The 17,408-nt window shown below is 67.5% G+C and carries 18 protein-coding genes and 4 tRNA genes; 8 read left to right on the top strand and 14 right to left on the bottom strand.

Annotation, left to right across the window (positions count from 1 at the left end):
• Window positions 1-162 precede the first annotated feature (162 nt).
• Window positions 163-429: a DUF4404 family protein gene (locus BLU22_RS11455; RefSeq protein WP_090214570.1), complete on the top strand. Its 267-nt coding sequence runs from the start codon at window positions 163-165 to the stop codon at window positions 427-429.
• A 63-nt stretch (window positions 430-492) separates the two neighbouring features.
• On the opposite strand, the gene queF is transcribed toward BLU22_RS11455, so the two are convergent.
• From queF to BLU22_RS11440, 3 genes are all read right to left on the bottom strand, one after another.
• On the bottom strand, window positions 493-1,323 hold the full coding sequence (gene queF / locus BLU22_RS11450; protein WP_090214567.1) for an NADPH-dependent 7-cyano-7-deazaguanine reductase QueF: 831 nt from the start codon (window positions 1,321-1,323) through the stop codon (window positions 493-495).
• A 70-nt stretch (window positions 1,324-1,393) separates the two neighbouring features.
• A complete protein-coding gene (locus tag BLU22_RS11445) occupies window positions 1,394-2,173 on the bottom strand; it encodes an ABC transporter permease (protein WP_090214565.1) in 780 nt (259 codons plus the stop codon).
• Window positions 2,174-3,103, bottom strand: a complete 930-nt coding sequence (locus BLU22_RS11440; protein WP_090214563.1) for an ABC transporter ATP-binding protein — start codon at window positions 3,101-3,103, stop codon at window positions 2,174-2,176.
• 150 nt (window positions 3,104-3,253) lie between these two features.
• Between BLU22_RS11440 and BLU22_RS11435 the strand changes: the two genes are divergently transcribed.
• The gene (locus tag BLU22_RS11435; RefSeq protein WP_090214561.1) at window positions 3,254-3,664 is read left to right on the top strand and encodes a PA2817 family protein; all 411 of its coding nucleotides are present in this window, start codon (window positions 3,254-3,256) and stop codon (window positions 3,662-3,664) included.
• A 94-nt stretch (window positions 3,665-3,758) separates the two neighbouring features.
• On the opposite strand, the gene BLU22_RS11430 is transcribed toward BLU22_RS11435, so the two are convergent.
• The 4 genes from BLU22_RS11430 to BLU22_RS11415 form a co-directional block, all read right to left on the bottom strand.
• Window positions 3,759-3,834 (bottom strand) — tRNA-Gly (locus BLU22_RS11430).
• Between the two features lie 92 nt (window positions 3,835-3,926).
• Window positions 3,927-4,002: transfer RNA gene (locus BLU22_RS11425), tRNA-Gly, on the bottom strand.
• 92 nt (window positions 4,003-4,094) lie between these two features.
• Window positions 4,095-4,170, bottom strand: a tRNA-Gly gene (locus BLU22_RS11420).
• 5 nt (window positions 4,171-4,175) lie between these two features.
• Window positions 4,176-4,251, bottom strand: a tRNA-Glu gene (locus BLU22_RS11415).
• A 261-nt stretch (window positions 4,252-4,512) separates the two neighbouring features.
• On the opposite strand from BLU22_RS11415, the gene BLU22_RS11410 reads away from it, so the two are divergent.
• On the top strand, window positions 4,513-5,187 hold the full coding sequence (locus tag BLU22_RS11410) for a glutathione S-transferase family protein (protein WP_090214558.1): 675 nt from the start codon (window positions 4,513-4,515) through the stop codon (window positions 5,185-5,187).
• A 61-nt stretch (window positions 5,188-5,248) separates the two neighbouring features.
• On the opposite strand, the gene BLU22_RS11405 is transcribed toward BLU22_RS11410, so the two are convergent.
• Window positions 5,249-7,117, bottom strand: coding sequence for a DUF262 domain-containing protein (locus BLU22_RS11405; protein ID WP_090214554.1), 1,869 nt, complete (start codon window positions 7,115-7,117; stop codon window positions 5,249-5,251).
• A 149-nt stretch (window positions 7,118-7,266) separates the two neighbouring features.
• Between BLU22_RS11405 and BLU22_RS11400 the strand changes: the two genes are divergently transcribed.
• The gene (locus BLU22_RS11400) at window positions 7,267-7,746 is read left to right on the top strand and encodes a SixA phosphatase family protein (RefSeq protein ID WP_090214553.1); all 480 of its coding nucleotides are present in this window, start codon (window positions 7,267-7,269) and stop codon (window positions 7,744-7,746) included.
• A gap of 14 nt (window positions 7,747-7,760) precedes the next feature.
• Here the strand turns inward: BLU22_RS11400 and BLU22_RS11395 are convergent, their stop codons facing one another.
• Together BLU22_RS11395 and msrB are read right to left on the bottom strand one after the other, a co-directional pair.
• Window positions 7,761-8,654, bottom strand: coding sequence for an ATP-binding protein (locus BLU22_RS11395; protein ID WP_090216410.1), 894 nt, complete (start codon window positions 8,652-8,654; stop codon window positions 7,761-7,763).
• Window positions 8,655-8,683: 29 nt separating this feature from the next.
• Window positions 8,684-9,079, bottom strand: coding sequence for a peptide-methionine (R)-S-oxide reductase MsrB (gene msrB / locus BLU22_RS11390; protein ID WP_090214551.1), 396 nt, complete (start codon window positions 9,077-9,079; stop codon window positions 8,684-8,686).
• A 214-nt stretch (window positions 9,080-9,293) separates the two neighbouring features.
• Here msrB and BLU22_RS11385 point away from each other — a divergent pair, with 214 nt between their 5' ends.
• The 4 genes from BLU22_RS11385 (at window position 9,294) to BLU22_RS11370 (ending at window position 13,542) form a co-directional block, all read left to right on the top strand.
• Entirely contained in the window at window positions 9,294-10,505 is a 1,212-nt protein-coding gene (locus tag BLU22_RS11385) for a pyridoxal phosphate-dependent aminotransferase (protein WP_090214548.1), read from the top strand.
• Between the two features lie 189 nt (window positions 10,506-10,694).
• Window positions 10,695-11,570 (top strand): protease HtpX, encoded by an 876-nt coding sequence (htpX, locus tag BLU22_RS11380; RefSeq protein ID WP_090214546.1) that lies wholly within the window; start codon window positions 10,695-10,697, stop codon window positions 11,568-11,570.
• An 89-nt stretch (window positions 11,571-11,659) separates the two neighbouring features.
• Window positions 11,660-12,727, top strand: a complete 1,068-nt coding sequence (locus tag BLU22_RS11375) for a DUF2157 domain-containing protein (protein ID WP_090214543.1) — start codon at window positions 11,660-11,662, stop codon at window positions 12,725-12,727.
• On the top strand, window positions 12,724-13,542 hold the full coding sequence (locus tag BLU22_RS11370; protein ID WP_090214541.1) for a DUF4824 family protein: 819 nt from the start codon (window positions 12,724-12,726) through the stop codon (window positions 13,540-13,542). Before BLU22_RS11375 ends, BLU22_RS11370 begins: the two co-directional genes overlap by 4 nt.
• 52 nt (window positions 13,543-13,594) lie before the next feature.
• Here the strand turns inward: BLU22_RS11370 and cobC are convergent, their stop codons facing one another.
• The 4 genes from cobC to BLU22_RS11350 all read right to left on the bottom strand — a co-directional run bounded on the left by cobC (window position 13,595) and on the right by BLU22_RS11350 (window position 17,354).
• The gene (cobC, locus tag BLU22_RS11365) at window positions 13,595-14,170 is read right to left on the bottom strand and encodes an alpha-ribazole phosphatase family protein (RefSeq protein ID WP_090214538.1); all 576 of its coding nucleotides are present in this window, start codon (window positions 14,168-14,170) and stop codon (window positions 13,595-13,597) included.
• Window positions 14,167-15,219: a nicotinate-nucleotide--dimethylbenzimidazole phosphoribosyltransferase gene (cobT, locus tag BLU22_RS11360; protein ID WP_090214535.1), complete on the bottom strand. Its 1,053-nt coding sequence runs from the start codon at window positions 15,217-15,219 to the stop codon at window positions 14,167-14,169. The genes cobC and cobT overlap by 4 nt, the downstream gene beginning before the upstream one ends.
• Complete coding sequence (cobU, locus tag BLU22_RS11355) at window positions 15,216-15,737, bottom strand: bifunctional adenosylcobinamide kinase/adenosylcobinamide-phosphate guanylyltransferase (RefSeq protein ID WP_090214534.1); 522 nt, start codon at window positions 15,735-15,737, stop codon at window positions 15,216-15,218. Before cobU ends, cobT begins: the two co-directional genes overlap by 4 nt.
• Window positions 15,738-15,896: 159 nt before the next feature.
• On the bottom strand, window positions 15,897-17,354 hold the full coding sequence (locus BLU22_RS11350) for a cobyric acid synthase (protein WP_090214531.1): 1,458 nt from the start codon (window positions 17,352-17,354) through the stop codon (window positions 15,897-15,899).
• Between the last annotated feature and the right edge of the window lie 54 nt (window positions 17,355-17,408).

Raw genomic sequence — 17,408 nt, 5'->3', positions numbered from 1 at the left:
GCTCAGGCGCGCAGTATAAGGCGTTTGCAGACTCCCGCGCGCCTTGCCGCCAGGACGCTTGATGCCGATCACCCGGGTTGAGGCGGTCTGGGTTAATCTTGCCGAAACGCTGGCTGGCCAGAGCCTGGCCGCAGTTCCAGACCATCGCAGAGGAAAACCGCAATGCCCGCACGCCAACTTCAGCAACAACTGCAAGACCTGCGCAACCAGCTGGCCGAAGCGCCGCCGCTGAACGACGAGGACAAGGCGGCGCTGATCGAGCTGATGAGCGAAATCGAGGTGCAACTGGCCCGCGAGATCGCCAGCGAGCCGGACGCCAGCCTGGTGGACGGCGTCAACCTGGCAGTGGAGCGGTTCGAGGCCAGCCATCCGACCCTGGCCGGCAGCCTGCGCTCGATCATGCAGACCCTGGCCAACATGGGTATCTGAGCCCTCGCGCCGCACAAGAAAAAGCCGACCCGCGGGTCGGCTTTTTCATCGCCGCCGGAGCGGCTACTGGCGCACCAGCCGGCGGTTGTCCGCCTCGACCGGATGGGTGCTGCGGCACGGATTGATGTCCAGCCCGCCACGCCGTACGTAGCGGGCCTGCACGGTCAGCCGCTGCGGCTGCAACAGCGCCCGCAGGTCGAGGTAGATGCGTTCCACGCACTGCTCGTGGAAATCGCCGTGCATACGCAGCGAGACCACGTAGGCGAGCAGCGCGGCACGCTCCAACGCCGGCCCGCAGTAGTCGATGGAAACCGTGCCCCAGTCGGGCTGGCCGGTGACCGGGCAGTTGGACTTGAGCAGATGGCTGTACAGCGTCTCGCTGACCAGCCGCTCGCGGTCGCAGGCCAGCAGGCCGGCATCCGGCGGACCGTAGCTGTCGATCGCCACATCCAGGTCGTCCAGGCACTCGCCGCGCGGGCCGGCGATGCCCTCGGCCGCCACCTCGTCGAGAGTACGCACGCGCACCGCCACCGCCGCCCCGGCCGCTGCCGACAGGTCGCGCGCCAGTACCTCGACCAGCGCCTCGCGACCGGCGAAGCGGGTCTGGTTCAGCGAGTTGAGGTACAGCTTGAACGACTTGGACTCGATGATGTTCGGCGAGCGGGCGGGAATCGCGAACTCGCCGATGGCCACTACCGGCTTGCCCTTCTCGTTCAGCCAGGACAGCTCGTAGCAGTTCCACAGATCGACCCCCTCGAACGGCAGCGCCTGCGGATCGATGCCCAGTTCCAGCCACTTGGCCAGGCGCGGGATGGGGAACAGCAACTCGGGGGCATACTCGGCCACATATTCGGTGGTCTTGCCCAGCGGGGAATGGTGGACGTCTTGCGCCATGACACGCTCGCTCGCGAAAGGGACTGGAAAGGATCGTGAGCACCGGCACAGACGCGCCGGCGCTCCAGGCTCACTGGCGCATGCCGATGCCGCGCTTGAGCAGGCTCAGGCTGATGCCGTAGAGCACGCCGGTAGCCAGCAGCATCAGGCCGATGGCGACACCGATATGGATGTCGGAGACCCCGAGGATGCCGTAGCGGAAGGCGTTGACCATGTGCAGGATCGGGTTGGCCAGCGACACCGTCTGCCAGAACTCGGGCAGCATGCTGATCGAATAGAACACCCCGCCCAGATAGGTCAGCGGGGTCAGCACGAAGGTCGGAATAATCGAGATGTCGTCGAAGTTGCGCGCATAGACCGCATTGATGAATCCGCACAGGGAGAAGATGGTCGCCGTCAGCAGCATCACCACGGCGATGACCACACCATGGTGGATCTGCAGGCGGGTGAAGAACAGCGACAGGCCGGTGACGATGGCCGCCACGGCGAGGCCGCGCAGCACGCCACCGATCACGAAACCGGTGAGGATCACATGGGGCGAAGTCGGCGACACCATCAGCTCCTCGATCGAGCGATGGAACTTGGTGCCGAAGAAGCTCGATACCACGTTGCCGTAGGAATTGGTGATCACCGACATCATGATCAGCCCCGGCACGATGTACTCCATGTAGCTGAAGCCGCCCATGTCGCCGATCTGCCGACCGATCAGATTGCCGAAGATCACGAAGTACAGAATCATGGTGATCGCTGGGGGCAGCAGGGTCTGCGGCCAGATGCGCATGAAGCGGCGCACTTCCTTACGCACGATGGTCTGCAGGGATACCAGGTTGGCTCGCAGTTCGGCTGACATTCACTGAGCTCCGTCGAGATTCTTGCCGACCAGGGAGACGAACAGCTCCTCCAGGCGATTGGTCTTGTTGCGCAGGCTGAGCACCTCGATGCCGCGCGCAGCCAGCTGGGCGAACAGCGAGTTGATCCCCTGGCTCTTCTCCACCTGCACCTCCAGGGTCTGCGGGTCGATCAGCCTGGAGGCATACCCGGAAAGTGCCGGCGGAATCGGCTGCGGGCGGCGCAGGTCGAGCACGAATGTCTCCACGTGCAGCTGCATCAGCAGCTCGCGCATGCTGGTGTGCTCGACGATGCGTCCGTGGTCGATGATGCCGATGTTGCGGCACAACTGCTCGGCCTCTTCCAGATAGTGGGTGGTGAGGATGATGGTGATGCCCTGCTGGTTCAGCCCGGTCAGGAAGCTCCACATCGAGCGACGCAGCTCGATGTCGACGCCGGCGGTGGGTTCGTCGAGGATCAGCAGGCGCGGCTGGTGGATCAACGCGCGGGCGATCATCAGACGACGCTTCATGCCGCCGGAGAGCATCCGCGAGGCGACGTTGCGCTTGTCCCACAGCCCCAGCTCGGTCAGGTACTTCTCCGCGCGCCCGCGCGCCACGCCGGCGGGGATGCCGTAGTAGCCGGCCTGGGCGACGAGGATATCGAAGGGTTTCTCGAACTGGTTGAAGTTGAACTCCTGCGGCACCACCCCCAGACAGCGCTTGAGGCCGGAAGGGTCGCGATCGAGGTCGTGACCGAACACCTCGACCGTGCCGCCGGTCTTGTTCACCAGGGTGGAAAGGATACCGATGGTGGTCGACTTGCCGGCCCCGTTGGGGCCGAGCAGGGCAAAGAAGTCGCCTTCGGCGACATCGAGATCGATGCCCTTGAGGGCCTCGAAGCCGTTGCCGTAGGTCTTGGTCAACTGGCGAATGGTCAATGCGGAAGTCATGGAAGAGGCACGCGCGTAAAATCGAAAGGACTACATAGGGACTTGCACGCATAAATGCAACCTTGGCGCAGCGGCAGCCCCCTTTGCCGGCGCCAATCGCAGCGGGGGCAACTGTTATAATCGCCCACCGTTTCACTGCCGGACACCACCATGGCCACTGCCTACATCGACCACCATCTCGCCCTGCTCGCCCACCTGCGCACCATCCTGATCGCCCTGGGCGACGCCGAGCAAGTGCCGGAGGACAACCACGCCCTGTTCATCGAGCGCTTCGACGAACTGCTCGATGAACTGCCGCACCAGCCGGAATCGGCCATGCATCTGGGCCAGGAGCTGATCGTCCAGGTCTTCCATCGCTACCCGCAGATCGCCCACCTGGTACCGCGCGACCTGCTATGGCTGTTCGGCGGCGACTGCCTGCACTACATGCCCGACGAGGAGATCGACCTGTACCAGCAGCTCGACGAACGTCGCTTTGCCGCCGAAGAACAGGGCGAAGCGTTCAACTGGGAGCAGGAAAAGCAGCTGCTCGCCCTGCCCGACAGCAGCCCGCGCCACTGACACGGCGGTCCCTCTCCCGCCTGGCGGCGGAGGGATGGACCAGGCCGACGCGCAAACGAAAAAGGCACCATCGTGAGATGGTGCCTTTTCGATTTGGAGCGGGAAACGAGACTCGAACTCGCGACCCCGACCTTGGCAAGGTCGTGCTCTACCAACTGAGCTATTCCCGCATTAAATCTTTACATCAGGCTTTTCAGCCCATGCCGACCCATCATTCTGGGTCTGCATTTCGATCAGCAATCACGTGCTAATCGATAAAATCTGGAGCGGGAAACGAGACTCGAACTCGCGACCCCGACCTTGGCAAGGTCGTGCTCTACCAACTGAGCTATTCCCGCGCTAAATCTTTACATCCGGCTGTTCAGCCTATGCCAACCCATCATTCTGGGTCTGTATTTCGATCAGCAACCACGTGCTGATCGATAAAATCTGGAGCGGGAAACGAGACTCGAACTCGCGACCCCGACCTTGGCAAGGTCGTGCTCTACCAACTGAGCTATTCCCGCTTAAGTGGCGTCCCCTAGGGGACTCGAACCCCTGTTACCGCCGTGAAAGGGCGGTGTCCTAGGCCACTAGACGAAGGGGACGCGGCCTGGAACTTACAACAGCTTGTGACTGCCACATTTCCAACCTCTTTTGCTGCTTTCGCTTTCGCTACCGGCTTCGCATCGGAAGTGCGCGCATTCTATGGAGCGCCCTGGAAGGCGTCAACCCCTGCTCGTTAATTTTTTCCAAATCAATGGCTTGCGCCGCGCCAGCGGCCTGATACGAAGCCGTGGCAGGCGCCTTGGCAGCGCTTCGGCGCGTGCTATAAAGAGGTCCGCCCCGCCCACACAAGGAACCGCACCATGAGCATGACGGTATATGGCGCCCCGCTCTCTCCCTTCGTCCGCAAGCTGCGCCTGCTGCTGGCCGAAAAAGGGCTGGACTACCAACTGCAGATCGTCGCTCCCTTCAACCAGCCGGACTGGTTCTTCGAGATCAGCCCGCTCGGGCGCATTCCCGGCTTCAGGGATGGCGAGCTGAGCCTGGCCGACTCCAGCGTGATCGCCCAGTACATCGAAGAGCAGCATCCCGAAACCATCGCCCTGTACGGTCACTCGGCCGCCGAGCGGGCGCAGATCCGCTGGCTGGAAAAGTATGCCGACTACGAGTTGGCGCCGCTGACCACCTTCTGCGTGTTCGTCAACCGCGCCCTCAATCCGACCATGGGCAAGCCCTGCGACGAAGCGGAGGTACAGAAGGCCATCGAGGACAAGCTGCCGCGCCATTTCGATTACCTGGAAAAGACCCTCGCCGGCAACGACTACTTCGTCGGCAACCGGCTGAGCATGGCCGACCTCGCCTTCGCCTGTCAGGTGATCAACATGGAACACGGCAACGCCCAGATCGATGCCGCACGCTGGCCGGGACTGGCCGCCCTGCAGGCTCGTCTGTGCCAGCGTGACAGCGTACAGGCCATTCTCCCCGACGAATGCCGGATGCTCGAAAAGCTGCTGGCCCGCGCCCAAGCGCCGCACTGACGCCGAGCTTGGGCGCCGATGTATCGACGCCCAAGCTCCTTCGACACAGCAGATCCGCGGCCTACGAGGTCTCCCGCTGCAGCAGCGGGTAGGCCCACAGCGCGCAGGCCGCATCGGCCAGCCGCTGGCCACGGGCGAGGATCTCCTGCTCCGACCACTCCTGCAGATCCTGCAGTCCGCCGCTCAGGTTCGGCGCAGCGCCCCTGAGCAGCTCGGCCTGCTTCACCGCCCAGCCGGCGCGCGATAGCGCCGGACTCAGGCCGCCGGCGACCAGGGTCAGGTTGCCCAGGGTGTGCTTGAGCCGCTCGCGCCGCTCGATGAACGCCTGTCGGCCCTCCGGGTTCCTGCCCAGGGCCTTGGGCAACGGCCAGTGCTCCTCCCACTTCAGCGGCAGGATGGGCTCGACGCTCGGCGCGGAAGCAGGGCCGGACACCTCGCCTCCGGCGCCGCCGAGCGCATCGTCCAGCGCCTCCAGCACCGCGCGCACCCGGTATTGCGGCCACCACTGGTACAGCGGGTAGTCGAGGATCGCCCGGCGGAACTCGGCATCGCCCGGGAAGCGCGCACTCTCGCCTTCGCAGCCCAGCAGGAAACGCGCCACCGCACAGGCGCTGATCCGTCCTTCGCGCTCCAGATGACGGATCAGATCGAGGAACGGGCGATTGTAGTGCTTGCTGCTCAGCCCGCAGATCATCCGGCGGAACAGGAACGACTCGACCACCTCGAGGATCGCCTCGAACTCGTCCTGCCGCTGCGGGCACAGCTGCCGGCTGCACAGCAGCAGGAACGGATAGAGGGCCGAGGTGTCGACCGCATCCAGACGAGCGAGGAAGCGCGCCAGCCGCGACCCCGGCGGCGGACTGGAGAAGGTGTGGAAATGCTCGGCGTAATCGCCCAGCAGCGCCATGTGCTCGCGCGCCGTCGCAGGGCGGGCAAGGAAGCACGAGCGCCCCTCCTCGGCGTACTGCACGTAGTGCTTGCACTCGTTGAAGATGTGCCCAAGGCGGATATCGCGACGCAGAACCAGGGTCAGGAAGTGACGAATGAAGCTGTCGATACGCGGGCGACTGTCACGACCCTGCTTGAGCTCCTCGCGCCAGAACTCGCCATCGAAGGCCGCCCAGTGCGTCCGGTACAGCAGGTCGATATCGTCGCCCTCGGCCTGGGCCAGGCGGAACAGGAAATTCTTGATCAGGTCGGCCGGCAGCAGCTGGGTGCCGCGGGCATTCAGCGTCTCGAAGATCACCTGGGACTCGTCGTGGTCGCCGAGCTCGATCACCACGAACTGCAGGCCCTTCTGCACCACCGCCCAGAGCGCTTCGAGACGGTCCTCGCGTGGCAGGCGCAACGGCTCAGCGTCCGCCGCCTGCAGCCAGTCGTCGAGCCGCCCATGGAAGTACAGGTAGGCGCCAGCGATGCCCTGCTCGCGGTCGGGACTCTCGCCGGCCTCCTGCAACTGCTCCAGCAGCGCCTCGGGGCTGCCGGCCCGATGCACCCGGGCATAGGCCTGGCGGTCGAAGTTGGTCGGCAGCAGCTTGCAGATCTCCTCCGGGCTGTCGACCATCGAGGCGCGGTTGGAGACCAGCGAGTCGAAGCGCTCGAAGTAGCGCCGGCTGTCCAGGCTGCGGCACAGGTCGCGCAGGGCGATCAGCAGCAGCTGCAGGGTGGTGAAGCGCTGCTGGCCGTCGATGACCTGGCGCAGCTGTACCCAGCCGCTGGGGTTGTACAGCTGTTCGAGCACCACGGTGCCCAGGAAATGCGGGCGCAGGCGCTGGCCGTCCAGCGCCTGGCCGAGCAGCCGCTCGAAGTCATCCCAGAGCGGCTGCCAGCTGCACTCGCGGCGCCACACGTAGGGGCGCTGGAACAGCGGTATCTGGTAGCACACGGTAGGTTCGAAAATGCGCATCAGAGGACGGCTATTGGCTTCCATGACCATCTTTCCTGCAGGGGATGTCGGGAGACTGAAAGGGCGGACTGGCCGAGATCATACACGCCCGGCGGCGGGCGGATCGCCTGCATCCGTTTGTCATCCGCGCAGGCTAACCTGAAGTTCGAACCCGCACACCCGAGGTGCCTGCCATGAAAGCGCTGTTCCTCGTTCGCCACGGCCAGTCGAGCTGGGACGACGTCCGCCTGGACGACCGGGAGCGTCCACTGACGGACAAGGGCAAGCGCGACGCGGCCAAGGTGGGGCAGCGCCTGGCCGAGTCCGAGGTGGCGCTCGACCTGCTGGTGTCCAGCCCGGCCCGGCGCGCCCGAGCCACGGCGACGGCCATCGCCCGCAAGCTCGGCATCAAGCGCCGGCACATCGTCGAGGACGAACGGCTGTACCGCGGCGAGGTGGACGACCTGCTCCAGCTGATCCGCGAGCTGGACGGCGAGCACAAGCGGGTCATGCTGGTCGGCCACAACCCGCTGCTGTCGGACCTGCTGCTGCAACTGACGGGCAAGGACAGCAACCTGCCGACCTGCGCCATGGCGGTGCTGCGTTTCGACACCCGCGCCTGGGCGAAAGTCGGCAGGAAGAAGCTCGACAAGCTCGGCCTCAAGTACCCCTGAGCGGCCGCCCAGGCTCAGCGCGGCAGCGCGTCGAGCAGGGCACGCCCGACCCAGTGGCGGGCGAACTGGTAGGCGCAGCGGCCATTGCGGTTGCCGCGACCCTGGGCCCAGCGGATCGCCTCCCTGGCCAGCTCCTCGCTCCACGCCCAGCGCAGCCCGCAGGGCGCGGCCAGTGCCGCGATCCAGTGCTGCACCACGGCCAGGTACTCCGGCTGGCTGAAGGGATAGAAGGACAGCCAGAGGCCGAAACGGTCGGACAGGGCGATCTTGTCCTCCACCGCCTCGGAGGGATGCAGCTCGCCGTCGACCCGCTGCCAGTCGGCATTGTCGCTCTGCCGCTCGGGCACCAGATGGCGGCGGTTCGAGGTGGCGTAGAGCAGCACATTGTCCGGCGCCTGCTCCAGGGAGCCGTCCAGCACGCTCTTGAGCACCCGGAAATCGCCCTCGCCGGCGTCGAAGGACAGGTCGTCGCAGAACAGCACGAAGCGCTGGGGCAGGCCGGCCAGTTGCGCGACCACCTGCGGCAGGTCGGCCAGGTCGTCGCGCTCAATCTCGATCAGCCGCAGGCCGGCCTCGCCATAGGCGGCCAGCAGGGCGCGCACCAGCGAGGACTTGCCGGTGCCGCGCGCGCCCCAGAGCAGCGCGTGGTTGGCCGGCAGGCCGGCGACGAACTGGCGGGTGTTGGCCTCCAGCTGGGCGCGCTGGCGGTCGACGCCGAGCAGGTCGTCGAGACGCAGATCGAGGCGCACCTGCAACGCACGCAGGCTGCCGTGGCGTCCTTCGCGCTGCCAGCGGGCGGCCAGACAATGCTGCCAGTCGATCTGCTGCGGCTGTGCCGGCAGCCAGGGTTCGAGCCGTTCGAGCACCTGCTCGGCCCGCGCCAGAAAGCCGTCCAGCCGGCCCTCCATGCCCGGTTCCCGCTCGCGGCACTGCAGGCTCATTCGCGCGCCTCCAGGCGCAGCGCAGCCGAGTTGATGCAGTAGCGCAGCCCGGTCGGCTCCGGACCGTCGGGGAACACATGGCCCAGATGGGCGTCGCAGCGCGCGCAGAGCACCTCGATGCGGTGCATGCCGTGGGCGAAATCCTCCTCGCGGCGCAGCGCCTCGGGCGACACCGGCTGGAAGTAGCTCGGCCAGCCGCTGCCCGAATCGTACTTGGCGTCGGAATCGAACAGCGGCGCGGCGCAGCAGGCACAGCGGTACACGCCGGGGGTCTTGCAGTGGTAGTACTCGCCGCTGAACGCCCGCTCGGTTCCCTTGAGCCGGCATATCTGGAACTGGCTTTCCGACAGCTCGTCGCGCCACTGCTCCAGGGTTTTTTCCACCTTCTGCATACAAAACACCTCGCCTGGGAAAAAAGCCTGCCCCTTCCCTTTCACCGGGACCGGGGCAGTCGTATGATGCTCGACTTTCAGTCTGTCACCCGCGTTCGAGACTGCCAAGCCGCCTTCGCAGACCGCGTGGAGCGCCCCGACTGCGCCCTCGCCCGCCTGCCCGACGATTTGCGCCAGAGCGAATGGCGGGCGCTGGTTATTCGGGGTTCCTTCCATGCAGGTCAGCAAATCCAACAAGCTCGCCAACGTCTGCTACGACATCCGCGGGCCGGTACTCAAGCACGCCAAGCGCCTCGAAGACGAAGGCCAGCGCATCCTCAAGCTGAACATCGGCAACCCGGCGCCGTTCGGCTTCGAGGCGCCGGAGGAAATCCTCCAGGACGTGATCCGCAACCTGCCGATCTCCCAGGGCTACAGCGACTCCAAGGGTCTGTTCAGCGCGCGCAAGGCGGTGATGCAGTACTACCAGCAGAAGCAGGTGGAAGGCGTCGGCATCGAGGACATCTACCTCGGCAACGGCGTGTCCGAACTGATCGTCATGGTCCTGCAGGCCCTGCTCAACAACGGCGACGAAGTGCTGATCCCGGCGCCCGACTATCCGCTGTGGACCGCGGCCACCGCACTGGCCGGCGGCAAGCCGGTGCACTACCTGTGCGACGAGCAGGCCAACTGGTACCCGGACATCGCCGATATCAAGGCCAAGGTCACCAGCAACACCAAGGCGATCCTGCTGATCAACCCGAACAACCCGACCGGCGCGGTGTATCCCAAGGAAGTGCTGGAGCAGATCGTCGAGGTCGCCCGCCAGCACAACCTGGTGATCTTCTCCGACGAGATCTACGACAAGATCCTCTACGACGACGCCCAGCACATCTGCACCGCCTCGCTGGCGCCCGACGTGCTGTGCCTGACCTTCAACGGCCTGTCCAAGTCCTACCGGGTCGCCGGCTTCCGTTCCGGCTGGGTGGTCATCTCCGGTCCCAAGCACAAGGCCAAGAGCTACATCGAGGGCATCGACATCCTCGCCAACATGCGCCTGTGCGCCAACGTGCCGGCGCAGCACGCGATCCAGACCGCGCTCGGCGGCTACCAGAGCATCAACGACCTGGTGCTGCCCGGCGGGCGCCTGCTCGAACAGCGCAACCGCACCTGGGAGCTGCTCAACGACATTCCCGGGGTCAGCTGCGTCAAGCCGATGGGCGCGCTGTACGCCTTCCCGAAGATCGACCCCAAGGTCTGCCCGATCCACAACGACGAGAAGTTCGTCCTCGACCTGCTGCTCTCCGAAAAGCTGCTGATCGTCCAGGGCACTGCCTTCAACTGGCCGTGGCCGGACCACTTCCGCGTCGTCACCCTGCCGCGGGTCGACGACCTGGAACAGGCCATCGGCCGTATCGGCAACTTCCTCAAGACCTACCGCCAGTGACCTCGCCCCGGCCCTGCGTAGCGCGCGGGGCCGGGACCGCGGCATCCCCTCCGGACAGCGCTGCAGCCCATCCCAGACGGCCTGCGCGACACAGTTTGAAATAGCCCGTCGGTTGAACTGCCCCGGTCACTCCCTTATATAGCCGCACAGACTCACCGCGATTCTGCCCGCAAGGAGACGGTTCCCATCATGATGCGCATCCTGTTGTTCCTGGCCACTAACCTGGCCGTGCTGGTGATTGCCAGCATCACTCTCAAGCTGCTCGGGGTCGACCGCTTCACCGGCCAGAACTACGGCAGCCTGCTGATCTACTGCGCCGTGTTCGGTTTCGCCGGCTCCCTGGTCTCGCTGTTCATCTCCAAGTGGATGGCGAAGATGAGCACCGGCACCGAGATCATCAGCCAGCCGCGCACCCGCCACGAGCAGTGGCTGCTGCAGACCGTCGAGCAGCTGTCGCGCGAGGCCGGGATCAAGATGCCCGAGGTCGGCATCTTCCCCGCCTACGAGGCCAACGCCTTCGCCACCGGCTGGAACCGCAACGACGCCCTGGTCGCCGTCAGCCAGGGTCTGCTCGAGCGCTTCTCGCCGGACGAGGTCAAGGCCGTACTGGCCCACGAGATCGGCCACGTGGCCAACGGCGACATGGTCACCCTGTCGCTGATCCAGGGCGTGGTGAACACCTTCGTGATGTTCTTCGCGCGGATCTTCGGCAACTTCGTCGACAAGGTGGTGCTCAAGAACGAGGAAGGCAACGGCATCGGCTACTTCGTGGCGACCATCTTCGCCGAACTGGTGCTGGGCATCCTGGCCAGCATCATCGTCATGTGGTTCTCGCGCAAGCGCGAATACCGTGCCGACGAAGCCGGCGCCGACCTGGCCGGCACCGGCGCGATGATCGCCGCCCTGCAACGCCTGCGCGCCGAGCAGGAGCTGCCGGTGCAGATGCCCTCCAGCCTGACCGCCTTCGGCATCAACGGCGGCCTCAAGCACGGCCTGGCCGGCCTCTTGATGAGCCACCCGCCGCTGGAAGAGCGCATCGAGGCCCTGCAGCGCCGCGCTCGCTGAGGCAACCCCACCCCCACCCGCAGAAAGGGCGACGCAAGTCGCCCTTTCTGCTTTGCTGGGAAGGACAGGATCGGCAGCAAGGACAGGCCATGCCCCTCGACCGCGACCAGGCCCAGCAACGGGCCGACGACATCCAGGCCTTCCAGCGCGAGCTGCAGCGCCTGCGCCGCGAGCACGCCCTGCAGCTCGACGGCGCGCAGGAGCGCCGCCTGGATGCCCACCACCGCCAGCTGCTCGACGACTATCGCCAGCGCTTCGACATCGATCAGGACCGCCGCGCCCGCCAGCTGTCGCTGGGCATGCGCATCGCCTCGCTGCTCGGCGCCCTGGCCCTGGCCGCCAGCGTGCTGTTCCTGTTCTACCAGTTCTGGGGACTGTTCGGCACCGCCACCCAGGTCGCCCTGCTCGCCGGCGCCGCGCTGGGCAGCCTGCTGCTGACCTTCGCCGTGCGCGAGCGCGACAGCTCGGGCTACTTCAGCACGCTCGCGGCGATGCTCGCCTTCGCCTGCCTGGTGCTGAACACGGTGATGCTCGGGCAGATCTTCAACCTCACGCCCAGCGACCATGCCCTGCTGGCCTGGGCGGCGTTCGCCCTGCTGCTGGCCTATGCCTGCCACAGCCGCCTCTTGCTGGGCTGCGGCCTGCTCTGCCTGCTGGCCTTCCTCGCCGCGCACACCGGCACCTGGAGCGGGGTCTACTGGCTGAACATGGCCGAGTTCCCCGAGCACTTCCTGCCCGCCGGCCTGCTGCTGTTCGCCGCGCCGCGCTGGCTGCCGCAATGGCGCTTCGCCGGCTTCGCGCCGCTCTACCGGGTGTTCGGTCTGCTCGCCCTGCTGGTGCCGGTCCTGGTGCTGGGCCACTGGGGCCAGGGCAGCCACCTGCCCTGGCCGGTCGCAATCGTCGAGGTCTTCTACCAGGTGCTCGGCTTCCTCATCGCCGGCGGCGCCATCTGGCTCGGCAGCCGCCGCGACTGGCCGGAGACGCTCAACACCGGCCTGGGTTTCTTCATCCTGCTCCTCTACATCCGGCTGTTCGACTGGTGCTGGACACTGCTGCCGAGGTACCTGTTCTTCCTGCTGCTCAGCCTGATCGCCGTGCTGACCCTGCTGGTGCTGCGCCGCCTGCGCCACGCGCGCCCGGGAGGTCGCGACGCATGAAGCCCCTGACGCCACGCCCCACCCTGCTCGCCGCGCTGGCGCTGATCCTGGCGGTCAACGCCGCCGCTCTGGCCGGCGCCTGGTACAACCGCAGCGGCGAGCCGGACAGCCGCCTGACGCTCGGCCCGCGCGAGCTGGCCGGCCTGCCGAGCTATCCGCGCGGGGAGAACAGCGGCCAGGCCCTGCACCTGCAGTGGCGCATGCCACCGGGCGCCGATGCCGACAACGGACGCCACGACCGTTCGCTGAGCGAGGCGCAGATGCGCAAGCTGGGATTTCGCGCGCCGGAGGCGCAGGACTGCCAGCCGCGCTGCCGGCATCAGGCCGCGCGGCTGGCCCTGGTGGTGCTGGAGCTGGACGGCCCGGCCTACCACGAGACGCTGCGCCGACACCGGGAGCTCCTCGAACAGGCCCGCCAGAGCCTCGCGGCGCAGCCCGACAGTGCCGACCTGCAGCAGCTCGCCCGGCAGCGCCAGCAGCAGCTGGAGGAGCTGCTGCGCGACACCCGCTTGTATGCGGTGGCGGTCGGCCGCGACCGCGACGCCCTGCGCCAGCGCTATCCGGACCGGCGCCGCCACGCCATCGTCCAGGGTCTGGTACGTCCCGTCCTGCACGACCATCCGCCGCACCTGCGCGGCTACCTCGACGAGCTGAGCGTCGAGCGGATCAACGTGCCGAAGCCCTGGCACGATGCCCTGCGCGGTCTGCAGAGCCGCACGCAGGACAACCGGACGACGCCCGATCTGCGCATAGAGCTGGCCTTCGGCCAGCGTCTGGAGCCCTGGATCAGCGCCGTCGAGACGGTCGCGCCTTGAGATAACCGCGAACGCCATGGCCCCGCGACAGCGGGGCAAGCATGCCGCGCCCCTACTCGCGCAGGCGCAGCCCCGTGGCGTCCGACGCGGCGACCTGCAGCCGGCACAAGGCGCCATGCCCCACCTCCACCTGCAGCAGGTCGCCGCGCGGCAGACCGCGAGCGCGGGCCAGCAGCAGGCGCATCACCCCGCCGTGGGTGACCAGCAGCAGCTGGCGCGCGGCGAAGCGCGCATGTAGCGCCTGCAACGCAGCGAGAATGCGCGCCTCGAAGTCGACCAGCGGCTCGCCCTGCGGCGGGGTGAAGGCATAGGGATCGGTCCAGAAGCGGCCCAACGCCTCGGCATCGGTTTCCATCAGCTCGACGGCGCTGCGCCCGTCCCAGGCGCCGAAGTCCAGCTCGCGCAGGCCAGGCTCCAGGTGCAACGGCAGACCGCGCTGCGCGGCCAGCTCGGCGGCAAAGGCCGCGCAGCGCTGCAGCGGCGAGCTGACCACCGCCTGCCAGGGCGTCGCCGCAGGCACGGCGGCGCGCATCTGCTGCCAGCCGCGCGCGGTCAGGGCGTCGTCGATACGCCCGCGCAGGCCGCCGCCCTGCTCGGTTTCGCCGTGGCGCAACAGGTCGAGGATCATGCCGGACGGTCGCTGACCTGCGCCTCCTCGAAGGTCGCCATGCCGCCGTGCAGGCTGCAGGCCAGGCGCAGCAGCGGCACCGCCAGCGCCGCGCCGCTGCCCTCGCCCAGACGCAGGCCCAGATCGAGCAACGGCTCGGCCTTGAGCGCCTGCAGCACCAGGGCGTGGCCCGGCTCGGCGCTGCGGTGGCCGAACAACAGCCACGGCCGGCAGGCCGGGTTGAGGCGCACCGCACACAGCGCGGCGACCGTGGTGATGAAGCCGTCGACCAGCACCGGCAGGCCGTGCTGGGCACAGGCGACGAAGGCGCCGGCCAGCGCGGCGATCTCGAAGCCGCCCAGGCGCCGCAGCACCTCGAAGGGCTCGCTGCCGGCGTGCTGGTGCAGCAGCAGCGCGCTGTCGATCACCCGCTGCTTGTGGGACAGCCCCGCCGCGTCGAGTCCGGTACCCGGCCCGGTCAGCGCCAGCGCCGGCAGATCGAGCAGCGCGCAGCCCAGCGCGGCGGCCGCGGTGGTGTTGCCGATGCCCATCTCGCCGCCGATGTACAGCCCGGCGCATACCTGTCGCGCCCGCTCGACGCTGGCTCGCCCGGCGTCCAGCGCGGCGACGCACTGCGCCACGCTCATCGCCGGCCCCTGGGTGAAGTTGGCGGTGCCCGGCCCCAGCGCGTAGCTGTGTACGCCACCCAGCGGCTCGCCGCCGACGGTACCCAGGTCGATCACCTCCAGGCGTGCCTGCAACTGATGGGCCAGCACGCTGATCGCCGCGCCGCCGGCGACGAAGTTGTGCAGCATCTGCCGGGTCACCGCCTGCGGGTAGGCCGACACGCCCTCCGCAACCACCCCGTGATCGCCGGCGAACACCGCGATCCACGGCTGCTCCAGGTGTGGACACTCGCGCCCCTGCAGACCGGCCAGCTCGACCGCCAGCGACTCCAGACGGCCCAGCGAGCCGCTCGGCTTGGTCAGCCGCGCCTGACGCTGGCCGGCCTTCTGCCGCGCCACATGGTCCACCGGCTGGCACGCGGCCAGCCACCACTGCTCGTTCATAGCGCCTCTCCCTTCAAGATCATCGGCAGCCCTGCCACGCAGAACGCCACCCGCTGTGCCCGCTCGGCCAGCGCCTGATGCAACCAGCCGGCCTCGTCCACGTAGCGACGGGTCAGCTCGCCCAGCGGCACCACCCCCAGCCCGGTTTCGTTGCCGACCAGGATGATGCGTCCCGGCAGGGTCGCGATGCCGTCGAGCAGGGCGTCGCGCTGGCCGGCGAGGTGCATGCCGTCATCAATCCATAGCAGATTGGTCAACCATAGCGTCAGGCAATCGACCAGCAGGCAGCGATTTTCCGCCGCACGGTCGCGCAGCACCGCCATCAGTTGCAGCGGCTCCTCGACCAGCTCCCAGTCGGCCGGACGCCGCGCGCGGTGATGGGCGATGCGCGCGGCCATCTCGCCGTCGCCGGGCTGGGCGGTGGCGATGTAGCTGACCGCCAGCCCGGACTCCAGCGCCAGGCGCTCGGCCAGGCGGCTCTTGCCGGAACGGGCGCCGCCGAGGATCAGTTCAAGCATGGTGAAGTGGCTCTCGATTCACGAAGTCTTGTGTAGGGTGGAAAACGACCGCCGGTCTTTTCCACCATGAATGACGCCGAGCGTCCCCGGTGGAAAACGCTGCGCGGTTTTCCACCCTGCGAAGTACGCACGCCGCTGCGCGCCGACGACTTTAGGCGGTCACCGCGCCAATCCGCACAGCGCGCGCAGCCGCGCGGTATCCAGATGCGCCTCGACCAGATCGGCCAGGCGCTCGATGTCGCGCTCGCGCAGGGCGTGGTAGTCGGGCATCTCCACCGCGCGCAGACCGGACCAGCGCAGCAGCGCGGCGCAGGCCGCGGGCGTCTCGAACAGGCCGTGCAGGTAGGTACCGAGCACCTGGCCGTCGGCACTGAGGGCGCCGTCGCAGCGGCCGTCGTCCAGCTGCACCGCCGCGCGTTCGAGGTCAGCGCCGCGACTGACCCCGGCGTGAATCTCGTAGCCGCTGACCTCGGCATCCTCCAGCACCAGGCGGCCGCGCACGTTGCGCAGCTGCTTGTCGGCTTCCAGCACGGTGTCGATCTCCAGCAGGCCGAGACCGCGACTGCTCCCCGGCGCTCCTTCCAGGCCGAGCGGGTCGGCGATCTCGCCGCCGAGCATCTGCAGCCCGCCGCAGATGCCGAGGACCTTGCCGCCGTAGCGCAGGTGACGGCGGATGGCATCCTCCCAGCCCTGCGCGCGCAGGTGGGCGAGATCGGCGCGCACGCTCTTCGAGCCGGGCAGCACGATCAAATCGGCCGGCGGAATGGACTGGCCGGGGCCGACGAAACTCAGCTCCACCTGCGGGTGCAGGCGCAACGGGTCGAAGTCGGTGTGGTTGCTGATCCGCGGCAGCACCGGCACCACCACCTTGAGACGTTCCTCGCGCTTGTCGACCTGGCGCACGTCGATGGCGTCCTCGGCCTCCAGGTGCAGGTCGTGCAGGTAGGGCAGCACGCCGAGCACCGGCTTGCCGGTACGCTGCTCCAGCCAGTCGAGGCCGGGCTGCAGCAGGGCCAGATCGCCGCGGAAGCGGTTGATCACGAAGCCTTGCACCCGCGCCTGCTCGGATGGGCTGAGCAGTTCGAGAGTGCCGACCAGATGGGCGAACACGCCGCCCTTGTCGATGTCGGCGATGAGGATCACCGGGCAGTCCACTGCCTCGGCGAAGCCCATGTTGGCGATGTCGCCGGCGCGCAGGTTGATCTCCGCCGGCGAGCCGGCGCCCTCGACCATCACCACCGAATACTGCGCGTCGAGGCGCCGGTGCGAGTCGAGCACCGCCTGCATGGCGACGCGCTTGTAGTCGTGGTAGGCGGCGGCATCCATGCGGGTGACGGCGCGGCCGTGGATGATCACCTGGGCGCCGGTGTCGCTGCTCGGCTTGAGCAGCACCGGGTTCATGTCGGTATGCGGCGCCAGATGGGCGGCCTGGGCCTGCACCGCCTGGGCGCGACCGATCTCGCCGCCATCGGCGGTGACTGCCGAGTTGAGCGCCATGTTCTGCGGCTTGAACGGCGCCACGGCGACGCCCTGGCGCGCCAGCCAGCGGCACAGCGCGGTCACCAGGGTGCTCTTGCCGGCGTCGGAGGTGGTGCCCTGCACCATCAGGGTGGTCATGTCGTTTCCTTCGGATCGTGAGTCACAGCCGCTCATGAGGCAGAAAAACCGCAC

The organism is Pseudomonas guangdongensis (genome assembly GCF_900105885.1).
Classification (GTDB): Bacteria; Pseudomonadota; Gammaproteobacteria; order Pseudomonadales; family Pseudomonadaceae; genus Geopseudomonas; species Geopseudomonas guangdongensis.
This window is presented reverse-complemented; position numbering and strand designations above follow the sequence as displayed.

Excerpts from the sequence above, each read along its gene's own strand:
- BLU22_RS11455 (WP_090214570.1), top strand. The coding sequence starts at position 163 with ATGCCCGCACGCCAACTTCAGCAACAACTGCAAGACCTGCGCAACCAG.
- queF (WP_090214567.1), bottom strand. The coding sequence starts at position 1,323 with ATGGCGCAAGACGTCCACCATTCCCCGCTGGGCAAGACCACCGAATAT.
- BLU22_RS11445 (WP_090214565.1), bottom strand. The coding sequence starts at position 2,173 with ATGTCAGCCGAACTGCGAGCCAACCTGGTATCCCTGCAGACCATCGTG.
- BLU22_RS11440 (WP_090214563.1), bottom strand. The coding sequence starts at position 3,103 with ATGACTTCCGCATTGACCATTCGCCAGTTGACCAAGACCTACGGCAAC.
- BLU22_RS11435 (WP_090214561.1), top strand. The coding sequence starts at position 3,254 with ATGGCCACTGCCTACATCGACCACCATCTCGCCCTGCTCGCCCACCTG.
- BLU22_RS11410 (WP_090214558.1), top strand. The coding sequence starts at position 4,513 with ATGAGCATGACGGTATATGGCGCCCCGCTCTCTCCCTTCGTCCGCAAG.
- BLU22_RS11405 (WP_090214554.1), bottom strand. The coding sequence starts at position 7,117 with ATGGAAGCCAATAGCCGTCCTCTGATGCGCATTTTCGAACCTACCGTG.
- BLU22_RS11400 (WP_090214553.1), top strand. The coding sequence starts at position 7,267 with ATGAAAGCGCTGTTCCTCGTTCGCCACGGCCAGTCGAGCTGGGACGAC.
- BLU22_RS11395 (WP_090216410.1), bottom strand. The coding sequence starts at position 8,654 with ATGGAGGGCCGGCTGGACGGCTTTCTGGCGCGGGCCGAGCAGGTGCTC.
- msrB (WP_090214551.1), bottom strand. The coding sequence starts at position 9,079 with ATGCAGAAGGTGGAAAAAACCCTGGAGCAGTGGCGCGACGAGCTGTCG.
- BLU22_RS11385 (WP_090214548.1), top strand. The coding sequence starts at position 9,294 with ATGCAGGTCAGCAAATCCAACAAGCTCGCCAACGTCTGCTACGACATC.
- htpX (WP_090214546.1), top strand. The coding sequence starts at position 10,695 with ATGATGCGCATCCTGTTGTTCCTGGCCACTAACCTGGCCGTGCTGGTG.
- BLU22_RS11375 (WP_090214543.1), top strand. The coding sequence starts at position 11,660 with ATGCCCCTCGACCGCGACCAGGCCCAGCAACGGGCCGACGACATCCAG.
- BLU22_RS11370 (WP_090214541.1), top strand. The coding sequence starts at position 12,724 with ATGAAGCCCCTGACGCCACGCCCCACCCTGCTCGCCGCGCTGGCGCTG.
- cobC (WP_090214538.1), bottom strand. The coding sequence starts at position 14,170 with ATGATCCTCGACCTGTTGCGCCACGGCGAAACCGAGCAGGGCGGCGGC.
- cobT (WP_090214535.1), bottom strand. The coding sequence starts at position 15,219 with ATGAACGAGCAGTGGTGGCTGGCCGCGTGCCAGCCGGTGGACCATGTG.
- cobU (WP_090214534.1), bottom strand. The coding sequence starts at position 15,737 with ATGCTTGAACTGATCCTCGGCGGCGCCCGTTCCGGCAAGAGCCGCCTG.
- BLU22_RS11350 (WP_090214531.1), bottom strand. The coding sequence starts at position 17,354 with ATGACCACCCTGATGGTGCAGGGCACCACCTCCGACGCCGGCAAGAGC.